This window comes from Cupriavidus sp. GW823-FHT06D04 (assembly GCF_058795055.1).
Map to the genome: position 1 here is coordinate 36,767 of NZ_JBXAHL010000038.1, position 12,599 is coordinate 49,365.

Annotated in this window: 11 protein-coding genes; 2 read left to right on the forward strand and 9 right to left on the reverse strand. The window is 67.0% G+C overall.

Going from position 1 to position 12,599, the window contains the following annotated elements; genetic code table 11:
• Window positions 1–588 precede the first annotated feature (588 nt).
• Window positions 589–1,194, reverse strand: a complete 606-nt coding sequence (locus AC1Q7H_RS32075; RefSeq protein ID WP_492382134.1) for a cysteine hydrolase family protein — start codon at window positions 1,192–1,194, stop codon at window positions 589–591.
• Between the two features lie 310 nt (window positions 1,195–1,504).
• Here AC1Q7H_RS32075 and AC1Q7H_RS32080 point away from each other — a divergent pair, with 310 nt between their 5' ends.
• Window positions 1,505–3,502 carry a sensor domain-containing diguanylate cyclase gene (locus tag AC1Q7H_RS32080; protein ID WP_492382135.1) on the forward strand — a complete coding sequence of 666 codons (1,998 nt, stop codon included), beginning with the start codon at window positions 1,505–1,507 and terminating at the stop codon, window positions 3,500–3,502.
• 40 nt (window positions 3,503–3,542) lie between these two features.
• Here AC1Q7H_RS32080 and AC1Q7H_RS32085 read toward each other — a convergent pair whose 3' ends face one another.
• From AC1Q7H_RS32085 to AC1Q7H_RS32110, 6 genes are all read right to left on the reverse strand, one after another.
• Window positions 3,543–5,270: an ABC transporter substrate-binding protein gene (locus AC1Q7H_RS32085; RefSeq protein ID WP_211982287.1), complete on the reverse strand. Its 1,728-nt coding sequence runs from the start codon at window positions 5,268–5,270 to the stop codon at window positions 3,543–3,545.
• A gap of 119 nt (window positions 5,271–5,389) precedes the next feature.
• Entirely contained in the window at window positions 5,390–5,698 is a 309-nt protein-coding gene (locus AC1Q7H_RS32090) for a DUF2160 domain-containing protein (protein ID WP_013957313.1), read from the reverse strand.
• A 42-nt stretch (window positions 5,699–5,740) separates the two neighbouring features.
• On the reverse strand, window positions 5,741–6,571 hold the full coding sequence (locus AC1Q7H_RS32095) for a carbohydrate ABC transporter permease (RefSeq protein ID WP_013957314.1): 831 nt from the start codon (window positions 6,569–6,571) through the stop codon (window positions 5,741–5,743).
• Window positions 6,564–7,448, reverse strand: a complete 885-nt coding sequence (locus tag AC1Q7H_RS32100) for a carbohydrate ABC transporter permease (RefSeq protein WP_035818277.1) — start codon at window positions 7,446–7,448, stop codon at window positions 6,564–6,566. Before AC1Q7H_RS32100 ends, AC1Q7H_RS32095 begins: the two co-directional genes overlap by 8 nt.
• On the reverse strand, window positions 7,445–8,551 hold the full coding sequence (locus AC1Q7H_RS32105; protein WP_013957316.1) for an ABC transporter ATP-binding protein: 1,107 nt from the start codon (window positions 8,549–8,551) through the stop codon (window positions 7,445–7,447). Before AC1Q7H_RS32105 ends, AC1Q7H_RS32100 begins: the two co-directional genes overlap by 4 nt.
• A gap of 1 nt (window position 8,552) precedes the next feature.
• Window positions 8,553–9,683: an ABC transporter ATP-binding protein gene (locus AC1Q7H_RS32110; RefSeq protein ID WP_013957317.1), complete on the reverse strand. Its 1,131-nt coding sequence runs from the start codon at window positions 9,681–9,683 to the stop codon at window positions 8,553–8,555.
• 156 nt (window positions 9,684–9,839) lie between these two features.
• Here AC1Q7H_RS32110 and AC1Q7H_RS32115 point away from each other — a divergent pair, with 156 nt between their 5' ends.
• Window positions 9,840–10,610 carry a DeoR/GlpR family DNA-binding transcription regulator gene (locus tag AC1Q7H_RS32115; RefSeq protein WP_153954679.1) on the forward strand — a complete coding sequence of 257 codons (771 nt, stop codon included), beginning with the start codon at window positions 9,840–9,842 and terminating at the stop codon, window positions 10,608–10,610.
• A 91-nt stretch (window positions 10,611–10,701) separates the two neighbouring features.
• Here AC1Q7H_RS32115 and purU read toward each other — a convergent pair whose 3' ends face one another.
• Complete coding sequence (purU, locus tag AC1Q7H_RS32120) at window positions 10,702–11,568, reverse strand: formyltetrahydrofolate deformylase (protein WP_013957319.1); 867 nt, start codon at window positions 11,566–11,568, stop codon at window positions 10,702–10,704.
• Window positions 11,569–11,664: 96 nt separating this feature from the next.
• Window positions 11,665–12,552 (reverse strand): NUDIX hydrolase, encoded by an 888-nt coding sequence (locus AC1Q7H_RS32125; protein ID WP_492382136.1) that lies wholly within the window; start codon window positions 12,550–12,552, stop codon window positions 11,665–11,667.
• Window positions 12,553–12,599: the final 47 nt, after the last annotated feature.

Consider the following 12,599-nt stretch of genomic DNA (forward strand, 5'->3'; position numbering starts at 1 on the left):
CCACCGCGACCGAAACAGAACCCGCCCTGCCCTGGACCGGCCGCAACCCGGTCAGTGCCGGCTGGTTCGAGATGCGCCCGGCGCGCGTGCCGCGCGATGCGCGGCCGGTCTATGACGAAGACCTGGATTGCATCATCGGCTACCACCGCAGCTTTGCCTCGGTGGCGTCCACCTATGACCTGGCGGGCGCGGTCGTGGCGCTCGATGCATGCGTGGATGCAGATGGCGCGGGGCGCGCACCGCTGCTGGTTGCCGGCACGCTGTGGCAGCCGCGTGTGCGCGGCATGACGCGCAGCGGCGCCGAGGGCGAAGGACTGGCAGCGCCCGCGACAACGCTGGCGCGGCTGCGCGGGCGCTTCATCGCACTGGCCCGGCAGCCGCTGCACTTCACGCTGGCCGCGCTGGCGGACACGAGCCGCGGTTCGTGCCGCTGCATATCCTGCGGCTGGCGATGCGCTGCGGCTCGCTGCGGCAGCGGACACGGCACGCTTTGTCGCGCCGATCACCCGGCGGGGCGTGCGGACCGCGCTGGAATTGACGCCGCGGCGACCATACCGTGCTGCGCGTGCGCACCTGGCCCATCGCTGCTTAGCCGTGCCAGGCCCCTGCGTCTGCAACGACCGTGGCAAAGCGGTCATTCAACGCGGCCAGCGTGCTGCGGTGAAGATCGGCCGCAGGTACCGCGGGGCCGCCGAGCGGGTCAGGCAGGTCGCGCGTGGCGCAGGCAGCGGCCACCACGGTGCTGCGATAACCGTGGTCGAGCGCCGAGCGCACCGTGGCGCTGACACACATATGCGTCTGGAAGCCGGCCACGATCAGCTCCTTGCGGCCGAGCCTGGCCAGCTCGTCGGCCAGGGTGGTGCCGGCGAAGCTGTTGGGCAAGCCCTTGGTGACGGTAATCTCACCGGCCTGCGGCCCCACCCCTTCGATGAAGGCGGCATACGGCCCGGTCGGATCGAACGCCTTGCTGCCCGGCCGCCCGTGATGCGCGACATGGATCACCGGCGTGCCGTGGCTGCGCGCCAGCGCCAGCAACTGCGCGCAGGCAGCCACGGCCGCGGGCATGCCGACCAGCGGCAGGCGGCCGTCGACGTATTCGCGTTGATGGTCGATCAGAATCAGGACGGCGGCATCCCAGGCGGAAGGGGTGCGGCTGGCGCCGGCCAGGTCAAGCAGCGTAGTCGGTGTAGTCATTGGCGTTTTGGGCTGGAAGGAATCAGGAACCGCGAGACGGGCCTGCCACATCGCGGGCCATCCCGCATGCTAATGCCAAGCCGGAATCCGTGCATGAGTGCGCGTGGCGATCTCGCCACCGGCCACGCCCTTCCCTGTAGCGCGGCAGGCACGTTACGCGTACAGCCGGGCACGCGGTTGCAAACAGTTGCGAATTTCATCTTGACATCTGCTAATCTTGATTTCACGTCCCGGACAGGAATCTCGGGTCGGCAACACGATGCGGCCGGGACGGGAATACGGGTCAGTGCGCACAAGAAATAAGTCAATCATGCAGCACTCTTTGAAGTACCGGATGGCGTTCGCCACGGCGGGTGTGGTGACGCTGATCATCGTGCTGCGCGCGCTCTACGCGCAGTACTACGCCTACGACGGCCTGAAGACCCTGCAGCAGACGCAGCAGGACACGCTGGTCAAGATGGTGGCCGAGCAACTCGATGAAAAACTGCAGGGCCGGGCCGCCGTCCTGCGGCGCGTGGCGCGCCAGCTCTCCCCCATGCTTTCGGCAAAGCCGGCCGAGCTGCGCCGGGCCGTGGAAGGCCTGGTGGAAATGCCCGAGGCCTTCAACGCCGTCTTCCTGGCCGCGCCCGACGGGCACCTGGTGTTCAGCACCGCCGTGCCGGATGGCGTGCGCCTGCGCGTGGACGATCGCGATTACTTCCGCGATATCCAGCAGGGCCAGGCGTTCGCGGTGTCGGACCTGATCCAGGGCAAGCAGACCAATGCCCCCGGCGTGGTGCTGGCAGTGCCGCTGCACGGGCCGGGTGGCGAGTTGCGCGGCGTGCTTGGGGGCGTCCTGAACCTCGCGGACAGCAACTTCCTGCGCGAGCTTGCGCACAGCCGCGTGGGCACCACCGGCAGCTTCTGCCTGGTTTCCGCCGGCACCAATCCCCGCTATGCAATGCATCCGGACGTTGCCCGCGTGCTGAGTCCCGCACGCGCGCTCGGCGAAGCCTGCGGCGCCGACCACGCCCCCGCCTTCCTGGAAGTCCTGACGCCGACGCAGCCGATCGTGGCGCGCTACCTGCTGGCATCCAACGGCTGGGAGGTGGTGGCGGTCCTGCCGGCAGCCGAAGCCTACGCGCCGCTGGTCGCGGTGCGCCAACGGACCCTGGTCATCGGCGCCTTCACCATGCTGCTTGCCGCCGCGATGATGTGGCTGGTCATGCGCCGGCTGCTTGAACCGCTGCAGCGGCTGCACCGCGCCGTGCGCCAGATCGGCACCAACCCGGCAGCGGTGGCGGACCTGCCCGCCGGCCGTGCCGACGAGATCGGCGAACTGGCCGTGACCTTCGCCGAGGTGGTGGCGCAGTTGTCGGAGCGCGAAGCCGCGCTGAAAGCGGCCAAGGACCGCGCCGCCGAAAGCGAGAAGCGCATCGAGGCGATCGCCAATCATGTGCCGGACTTTGTCTCGTTCATCGACATGCAGCAGCGCTATGTCTTCGTCAACCAGGCCTATGCGCAGCGGTATGGCGTGCCGGCGCAGCAGATCGTGGGGCTGTCGCTGCGCGAACTGTGGGGCACCCAGGAATACCTGGCCTGCCAGCCGTACCTGGAACAAGCCCGGGCCGGGCAGTCAGTTACCTTTACGCGGGAAAGCGCCGACGGCACCGAATGCATGGAGATCACCTACCAGCCGGCCTGGAACGATGCCCAGGACACCGTCATTGGCCTGCACATGTTCGGGCGCAACGTCACCCATGAGCGCGAAAAACTGCGCAGCCTGGAAGCGCAGACCATCTCCGACTACCTCACCGGCCTGCTCAACCGCAAGGGTTTCGACCGGCGCCTGGCCGAATGCATGGCCCGCGCCAGCGCCGACGGGCGCTCGCTGGCGCTGCTGCTGGTGGACCTGGACGACTTCAAGGGCGTCAACGACAGTTTTGGCCATCCGGTGGGCGACAAGTTGCTGGTCGCCTTTGCGCAGCGGCTGCGCGCCTGCGTGCGCAAGGGCGACGCGGTCGCGCGCATCGGCGGCGATGAGTTTGCTGTGATCCTGGACGGCGTTGCCGACCGCCAGGCCATGGCGTCCATCGCCAACACCGTCGTGCAGGACGCGCGCTTGCCCTTCGTGATCGACGGTCACACGCTGGCGGCCTCGGCCAGCGTCGGCTCGGCCATCCATGACGCGCGCCACACCATGACCGCGAGCGAGTTGTTCATGCACGCCGACATGGCGCTGTACGAGGCCAAGCGGCATGGCAAGGCGCGTTATGCGGTGCAGGCGGCGGCAGAGGCCCAATCGGAAACATCGGACTTGACCACGTAAGGCATTCAACCGTCGCCGGCAGCATCAACGCTTCGGCGCCTCAGCGCACCTTCCCCTCCTTCCACGCCTGCAGCAGCTTGTCGTAAGGAATGGTCTCGCCCTTCGGCTTTTCGTCGGCCAGCTTCTTCCACGGCGCATGGTCGTTCGACAGCCACTTGCCCGGATCTCCCTTCGGGTTGAGCTTGGGCGCGCAGTTGCTCATGCCCGCGCGTTGCAGCCGCGCCATGACCTGGTCCATCTCTTCGGCCAGCGTGTCCATGGCGGCTTGCGGCGTCTTCTCGCCGGTCACCGCGGTGGCCACGTTCTTCCACCACAGCTGGGCCAGCTTCGGATAGTCGGGCACGTTGGTGCCGGTCGGCGTCCAGGCCACGCGCGCGGGGCTGCGGTAGAACTCGACCAGCCCACCGTACTTGGCCGCGTTCTTGGTCAGGTAGTCGTGGTGGATGTCGCTGTCGCGGATAAAGGTCAGCCCGGTCAGCGACTTCTTCAGCGAGACCGTCTTGGACGTGACGAACTGCGCGTACAACCAGGCGGCCGCCAGCTTGTTGGGGTCGGTGTTCTTGAAGAAGGTCCACGAGCCCACGTCCTGGTAGCCGTTCTGCATGCCCTGCTTCCAGTACGGGCCGTACGGCGACGGCGCCATGCGCCACTTGGGCGAGCCGTCGGCGTTGACCACCGGCAGCCCCTTCTTAGTCATGTCCGCGGTGAAAGCGGTGTACCAGAAGATCTGCTGCGCCACCTGGCCTTGCGCGGGGACCGGGCCGGCCTCGGAGAAGGTCATGCCCATCGCCTGCGGCGGCGCGTACTTCTTCATCCAGTCGATGTACTTGGTCAGCGCATAGACCGCCGCCGGGCTGTTGGTGGCACCGCCGCGCGACACCGAGGCGCCGACCGGCGTGCACTTGTCCTCGGCGACGCGGATGCCCCACTCGTCCACCGGCATGCCGTTGGGCAGGCCCTTGTCGGCGGTGCCGGCCATCGACAGCCAGGCGTCGGTGAAGCGCCAGCCCAGCGACGGGTCCTTCTTGCCGTAGTCCATGTGCCCATAGACCTTCTTGCCGTCGAGCTCCTTCACGTCGTTGGTGAAGAAGTTGGCGATGTCCTCATAGGCCGACCAGTTGGTCGGCACGCCCAGGTCATAGCCGTACTTGGCCTTGAACTTGTCCTGCAGGTCCTTGCGCGCAAACCAGTCGGCGCGGAACCAGTACAGGTTGGCAAACTGCTGGTCGGGCAGCTGGTACAGCTTGCCGTCCGGCGCGGTGGTGAACTTGGTGCCGATAAAGTCCTTCACGTCCAGGCCGGGGTTGGTCCATTCCTTGCCGGCGCCGTTCATGTAGTCGGTCAGCGGCAGGATCGAGCCGTAGCGGTAATGCGTGCCGATCAGGTCCGAGTCAGAGATCCAGCCATCGTAGATCGACTTGCCGGACTGCATCGAGGTCTGCAGCTTCTCGACCACGTCGCCTTCCTGGATTAGGTCGTGCTTGACCTTGATGCCGGTGATCTCCTCGAACGCCTTAGCCAGCGTCTTGGATTCGTACTCGTGCGTGGTGATGGTTTCAGACACGACGCTGATCTGCGTGACACCCTTGGCCCTGAGCTTGGCGGCGGCATCGATGAACCACTTCATTTCGGCCTGCTGCTTGTCCTTGGCCAGCGACGAGGGCTGGAACTCATTGTCGATCCACTTCTTCGCTTCCGCCTCGCCTGCCCAGGTGGACCCGCAAGCCAGCGCAGCCGCGCAGGCAAGGGCTGACATCCCCAACTTCACGTGCACTTTCATTGGTGTCTCCTCAAGAATTCCCCTCCCCGGCTATGGTCCTGGTGGCGGCCCCGGGGCAGGGATAAGCCGCAAACCCTCCATCCAACCGTGATGCCTCCGATCCCCGGCTAGCCCTTGCGCATGATCAGCGCCAGCACCAGCATCGATACACCGAAGCTGATCCAGACCGACGGCTCTTCGGACAGCGACAGCCACGCGGTGACCTTCTCGCCCAGTCCTACCCACGCCAGGTTGACCCAGGCGGCGCACATCAGCCCGATAAACAGCCGGTCGCCGCGCGTGGTCGCGATCGGCAGGAAGCCCTTGCGCAGCACCGAAGGCGCGCGTATTTCCCAGATAGTCATGCTGATCAGCATGACCACGATGCAGCCGAAGAACACCGCTACCGGCGTCGTCCAGACCATCCAGCTCAGCATTGCGCCGTCTCCTTGTGTTGTGATCAGGGTTGCGCCGTGCGCTTACACGCGGCCCATCGCGAAGCCCTTCGCGATGTAGTGCCGCACGAACCAGATCACGATGCCGCCGGGCACGATGGTCAGCACGCCGGCCGCGGCCAGCACGCCCCAGTCCATGCCCGATGCCGACACCGTGCGCGTCATGGTGGCGACGATGGGCTTGGCGTTGACCGAGGTCAGCGTGCGCGCCAGCAGCAGCTCCACCCAGCTGAACATGAAGCAGAAGAACGCCGCCACGCCCACGCCGGCCTTGATCAGCGGCAGGAAGATGGTCAGGAAGAAGCGCGGGAACGAGTAGCCATCGACATACGCGGTCTCGTCGATCTCGCGCGGCACGCCCGACATGAAGCCTTCCAGGATCCACACCGCCAGCGGCACGTTGAAGACCAGATGCGCCAGCGCCACGCCAAGGTGGGTATCCATCAGCCCGATGGTGCTGTAGAGCTGGAAGAACGGCAGCAGGAACACCGCGGGCGGTGTCATGCGGTTGGTCAGCAGCCAGAAGAACACATGCTTGTCGCCGATGAACTGGTAGCGCGAAAAGGCATAGGCCGCCGGCAGCGCCACGCTGATCGAGATCACCGTGTTCATCGCCACGTAGATCATCGAGTTGACGTAGCCCGAATACCACGACGGGTCGGTGAAGATGGTCTTGTAATGCTGCAGCGTGAATTCCGCGGGCCACAGCGACAGCGTGGAGACGATCTCCTCGTTGGTCTTGAACGACATGTTCACCATCCAGTAGATCGGCACGATGGCAAACAGCAGGTAGACCAGCAGGAAGCCCGCGCGCCACCAGGTGGCGCGGTTGGCGGGGGTGCGCAATTCAGCCATGGGGCATGTCCTCGCTGCCGGCGGTGCCCGCGCGCTGCATCCAGTTATAGAGGATGAAGCACATGAGCAGGATGATCAGGAAATAGACGATGGAAAACGCCGCCGCCGGGCCCAGGTCGAACTGGCCCACGGCCTTCTGCGTCAGGTACTGCGACAGGAAGGTGGTGGCATTGCCCGGGCCGCCGCCGGTCAGCACGAAGGGCTCGGTATAGATCATGAAGCTGTCCATGAAGCGCAGCAGCACCGCGATCATCAGCACGCCTCGCAGCTTGGGCAGCTGGATATAGCGGAACACCGCCAGGCGCGAGGCGCCGTCGATCTGCGCGGCCTGGTAGTAGGCGTCGGGAATGGCGCGCAGGCCGGCGTAGCAGAGCAGCGCCACCAGCGGCGTCCAGTGCCAGACGTCCATCACCAGCACCGTGACCCAGGCATCGAAGGCGCTGCCGGTGTAGTTGTAGTCGAAGCCCATCGCCGCCAGCGCGGCTCCCAGCAGGCCGATATCGGTGCGCCCGAAGATCTGCCAGATGGTGCCGACCACGTTCCACGGGATCAGCAGCGACAACGCGATGATCACCAGCACCGCCGATGCCTTCCAGCCCCTGGCCGGCATCGACAAAGCCAGCAGGATGCCCAGCGGGATCTCCACCAGCAGCACCGCCAGCGAGAAACCGAGCTGGCGCAGCAGCGCGTCGTGCAGCTCGCCGTCGCGCAGCACAGTGCGGAACCACTCAGTGCCGACAAACACGCGCCGCTCGGGCGAGATGATGTCCTGCACCGAGTAGTTGACGATGGTCATCAGCGGCAGGATGGCGGAGAACGCCACGCACGCCACCACCGGCAACACCAGCAGCCAGGCCTTCTGGTTGACGGGCTTCATTGGACCAGTTCCTCGTTGACGTAGTAGCAGGTATGGCGGTTGAACACCGACAGCCAGGCGGTGTCGCCCGGGCGCAGATCGGCTGCCTCGATACCCAGCCGCGCGCGCAGCGTGCCGGCCAGTGCGCCCGCCTCCTGCACGCCGCCAGTCAGAAGCCAGTAAGTGCCGATATCCTGCGCGCGCTCGACCCGCACCGGCACCGCCTGCGCGTCGCTCTCCGGCGCCAGGCGCAGATACTCGGGCCGCACGCCGATGCGGAAGCTGCCGGCCTCGCGCAACGCCGCTTCGACTGACGGCGACAACCCCGGCATGTAGCGGCGCCCGGCCAGCTCGACCGCGCCGTCGCGCCACTGCCCGGTCAGGAAATTCATGCCCGGCGAGCCGATGAAATGCCCGACGAAGGTATGCGCGGGCCGCTCGAACAGCGCATCGGCCGGCCCCACCTGCACCGCCTTGCCGCGCGACATCACCACCACCTGGTCGGCAAAGGTCAGCGCCTCGGTCTGGTCGTGCGTCACGTAGATCAGTGTCAGGCGGAACTCGTGATGGATTTCCTTGAGCTTGCGCCGCAGCTGCCATTTGAGCTGCGGGTCAATCACCGTCAGCGGCTCGTCGAAGAGAATGGCCGACACGTCCTGGCGCACCAGCCCGCGCCCCAGCGAGATCTTCTGCTTGGCGTCCGCGGCCAGGCCGCTGGCGCGGCGATCGAGCGTGGCCGACAGGTCCAGCATCTCGGCCACGCGCCCTACCCGCTCGCGCACCTGGGCTTCCGGCACGCCGCGGTTGCGCAGCGGGAAGGCCAGGTTCTCGCCGACGGTCATGGTGTCGTAGATCACAGGGAACTGGAACACCTGGGCGATATTGCGCGCCTGCGGCGTGGCAGCGGTCACGTCGCGGCCGTCGAAGGCGATGGTGCCTTGCGATGGCCGCAGCAGCCCGGAAATGCAGTTCAGCAGCGTGGTCTTGCCGCAGCCGGACGGGCCCAGCAGCGCATAGGCGCCGCCGTCTTCGAACGTGAATTGCAGCGGCAGCAGCGCGTAGTCCTCGTCGGTACGCGGATTCGGCACATAGGAGTGCGCCAGGTCCAAGTCGATGCGCGCCATCTCAGCCCCCTGCCCCGGCAGCCGCGGCCGCGCCGCCGGGCACGTCCGCGGCCAGCCCGCCCGGCCGGCGCGGCGCGTGGATGCGGCGCCCGTCGGCGTCGAACAGGTAGATCTGCTCGGGCAGCAGATGCAGCGACAGCGGCTCGCCCAGCGCCAGGTCGAGCACGCCGGCGAACTGCGCCACCAGGTTGCCCACCGGGGTATCGGCGTGGACAAAGGTGTCCGAGCCTGACAGCTCGGCCAGCGCCACGCGCCCGGGCACCGCCACCGCACCCGGCTCACCGGCCAGGCGCAATGCCGACGCGCGCACCCCCACCGTGACCGGGCCGTCGTGCCCGCCCGCGCCGGGCACCGGCACGGAGATATCGCCGGCCAGCGTGACCCAGCCGCCCTGCAGCCTGCCCTCGACCAGGTTCATCGGCGGATCGTTGAACGCACGCGCCACGCGCAGCGAATCGGGATAGTGGAAGACCTGGGGTGTCGGGCCGTACTGCAGCAGTTCGCCGGCGTCCAGCACCGCGGTATGCCCGCCCAGCAGCAGCGCTTCGCCGGGCTCTGTGGTGGCATAGATCACGGTGGCGTCGCCATGCGCGAACAGCTGCGCCAGTTCCTCGCGCAGTTCTTCGCGCAGCTTGTAGTCAAGGTTGACCAGCGGCTCGTCCAGCAGCATCAGCGGCGCCTCCTTGGCCAGCGCCCGCGCCAGTGCCACGCGCTGCTGCTGCCCGCCGGAGAGCTCGGACGGATAGCGGTCCAGCAGGTGGTCGATATGCAGCCGCCCGGCCAACTCGCGCACGCGCGCGGCAATCTCTGCGGCCGGCGCCTTGCGCCGCAGCCGCAGCGGCGAGGCGATGTTGTCGAACACCTTGAGCGACGGGTAGTTGATGAACTGCTGGTAGACCATCGATACATTGCGCTCGCGCACCGGCATGCCGGTCACGTCGTGGCCGTCGACCAGCACGCGGCCGGCGCTGGGCCGGTCCAGCCCGGCCATCACCCGCATCAGCGACGTCTTGCCCGCTTGCGTGGCGCCCAGCAGGATGGTCACCGCGCCCGGAACCGGCACGAGTGTCATCGGATAGAGATACGCCTGCGAACCTGCCTGCTGTGCGACGCCTTCCAAACGTAGCTGCATCCGGTCTCCATGTTCGATATGCTTCCCGCATCACAGCTTTGGCGCGATGCAGGCGCACAAGTCTTGGCTTTACGTTCGTTTTAGCAACAAAACGAACTTAAAACAATAGTGCACTGCATCATTTGTTTTCGTTTCTGTTTGAACTAGAATCCCGGCATGACCCTGAATCCCCGCCAGACAGCCCTGCTCGAAGAAGTCCGCACCCAGGGCTTTGCCTCCATCGACGAACTTGCGCGCAAGTTCGGCGTCACGCTCCAGACGGTACGCCGCGACGTCAACCTGCTGGCCGAGAACGGCATGCTGGCGCGCTTCCATGGCGGGGTGCGGGTGGAGGGCTCCACCACCGAGAACATCGCCTACCGGCAGCGGCAGGTGCTCAATGCCGAGGGCAAGGCGCGCATCGCGCGCGCGGTGGCCGCCGTGGTGCCCGAGGGCTGCTCGCTGATCCTGAACATCGGCACCACGGTGGAAGAGATAGCGCGCGAGTTGATGCACCACCGCGGGCTGCGCGTGATCACCAACAACCTGAACGTGGCCAATATCCTTGCCGACAACCCCGATTGCGAGGTCATCGTCGCCGGCGGCGTGCTGCGCTCACGCGACCGCGGCATCGTGGGCGAGGCCACGGTGGAGTTCATCCGCCAGTTCAAGGTCGATATCGGGCTGATCGGCATCTCGGGCATCGAGACCGACGGCACACTGCGCGACTACGACTTCCGCGAGGTCAAGGTGGCGCGGACCATCATCGAACATTCACGCGAGGTGTGGCTGGCAGCGGACGCCAGCAAGTTCAACCGCCAGGCGATGGTGGAACTGGCGCACGTGTCGCAGGTCGACCGGCTCTTTACCGATGAGCCGCTGGCAGCGCCGTTCGACCAGATCGTTGCCGACAGTGGGGTGAAGTGTGTGGTGGCGGAGCGGGACTGACCCGCTGGCCCGGCATCCCCGCGCCGGCGGGGATGCGGCCGCCGTGAAGCGGCAGGATTCCCGCGGGCGCGGGAACCGGGGGACGGCGAGCTTACTTGAACACCACGGTCTTGTGGCCGTTCAGCAGGATACGGTGTTCGGCATGCCACTTGACCGCGCGCGCCAGTGCCACGCATTCCACGTCGCGGCCGACGGCGGTCAATTGCTCCGGGTCCATGCTGTGGTCCACGCGCTCGATCTCCTGCTCGATGATCGGGCCTTCGTCCAGGGCGGCGGTGACGTAGTGCGCGGTCGCCCCGATCAGCTTCACGCCGCGCTCATGCGCCTGGTAGTACGGCTTGGCGCCCTTGAAGCTGGGCAGGAACGAGTGGTGGATATTGATCGCGCGGCCGGCCAGCTTGCGGCACAGGTCGTCGGACAGCACCTGCATGTAGCGCGCCAGCACCACCAGGTCGATCTTCTGCTCCTGCACCACGTCGAAGACGCGCGCTTCCTGCGCGGCCTTCTGCTCGGCCGAGGCGTTCATCAGCGGCAAGTGGAAGAACGGCACGTCGTACGACGCCGCCAGCTGGTAGAAGTCGCGGTGGTTCGAGACGATGGCCGCGATCTCGACCGGCAAGCCGCCCACCTTGGCGCGGAACAGCAGGTCATTCAGGCAGTGGCCGATCTTGGACACCATGATCATCACGCGCGGCTTGACGGCGGCGTCGTTCAGTTCCCACTGCATGCCGAACTGGTCGCCCACCGGCGCGAACGCGGCCTTCAGCGTGTCCAGGTCCGGGCCGCCGGCGGCCGGCGTGAAATGCACGCGCATGAAGAAGCGGCCGGTGTACTCGTCACCGTACTGGTCGGAATCGACGATATTGCAGCCGTGCTGGAACAGCAGGCCCGAGACGGCATGGACGATGCCCGGCTGGTCGGGGCACGAGAGGGTCAGGATGAATCCGGTGTTGCTCATGGTGTGTTGTTCTGTCGGAATGGCGCGGCGCAAGGCCGGGAAAATCAGGTCAGCGAGGTCGGCAAGACCGGCACAGGCGGAACCCGCGGCGACGGCTCAGGCGCGCTGGTCAGGACCGAGCCAGCCGCGCCGCCCAAGGGCATCCAGCGTCACCAGTGTCGCATCGACCGTCATGGCGCCGGCCGACATGATAGCAAGCAATGCGACCACATCGACGCACCGGTGCTCGCTGACCTCGCCATCCTGGTTGCGCGGCGTGAAGCCGGGCGGCAGCAGCAGGTCGTAGACGCAGACCTGCTCCCACTGTACGCCTTCGGGCAGGTCGCGCAGCACCTCGATCACGCCGTGGGCCTGCGCGCCCTGCGCCAGCGCGGGCGGGATGCCGGATTCTTCCTCGCATTCGCGCACCAGCGTCGCCAGCGGATCGCTGCCGTGCGGCATGCCGCCGGCAACCAGGTTGTCCCACATGCCGGGGTCGACCGACTTGGCCGGGCTGCGCCGCGAGATCCACAGAACGGGACCGCCATCCACATCGCCATCGACAATGCCGTTCATGTGCGAGGCAAAGGTCAGCAGCCCGAGAAAGCGCGCCGCCGCGCGTTCCACCACGCCGAGTGCGGGCGCGTCCAGCGCGGGCGTGACCGCGAACAGTTCATCGCGCCAGCCGCGCACGTGGCCGGCATCGGCCAGCTGGCGGGCCAGCGCCTGCAGCGCGGCGCTGCGCGCGTCAAAGTCATTGCGCCCGGGCAGCAGTTCAACCGCCGTGGTGCCATCGGCCAGGCGCTCGTCCGGGCCGAGGATGGCGCCCATGCCACGCAGGATTGCCGCATGGGCGCGCGGCAGCCAGCCAACCTGCTGGCCGGCCACCATCAGGCGCAGCTTGGCGGCGGCATCGAAGCCGCTGCGCGCCGCCAGCGAGGCGGCAATCTGCGCGGCGAGGTTGCCCGCGGGGTCCGCGGGCGGCAACGAAGACGTTTCAGCCATCAGGAATCCATGCGCCGGCCGGGCCGGCGCGCTTTGTCATTGTCAGG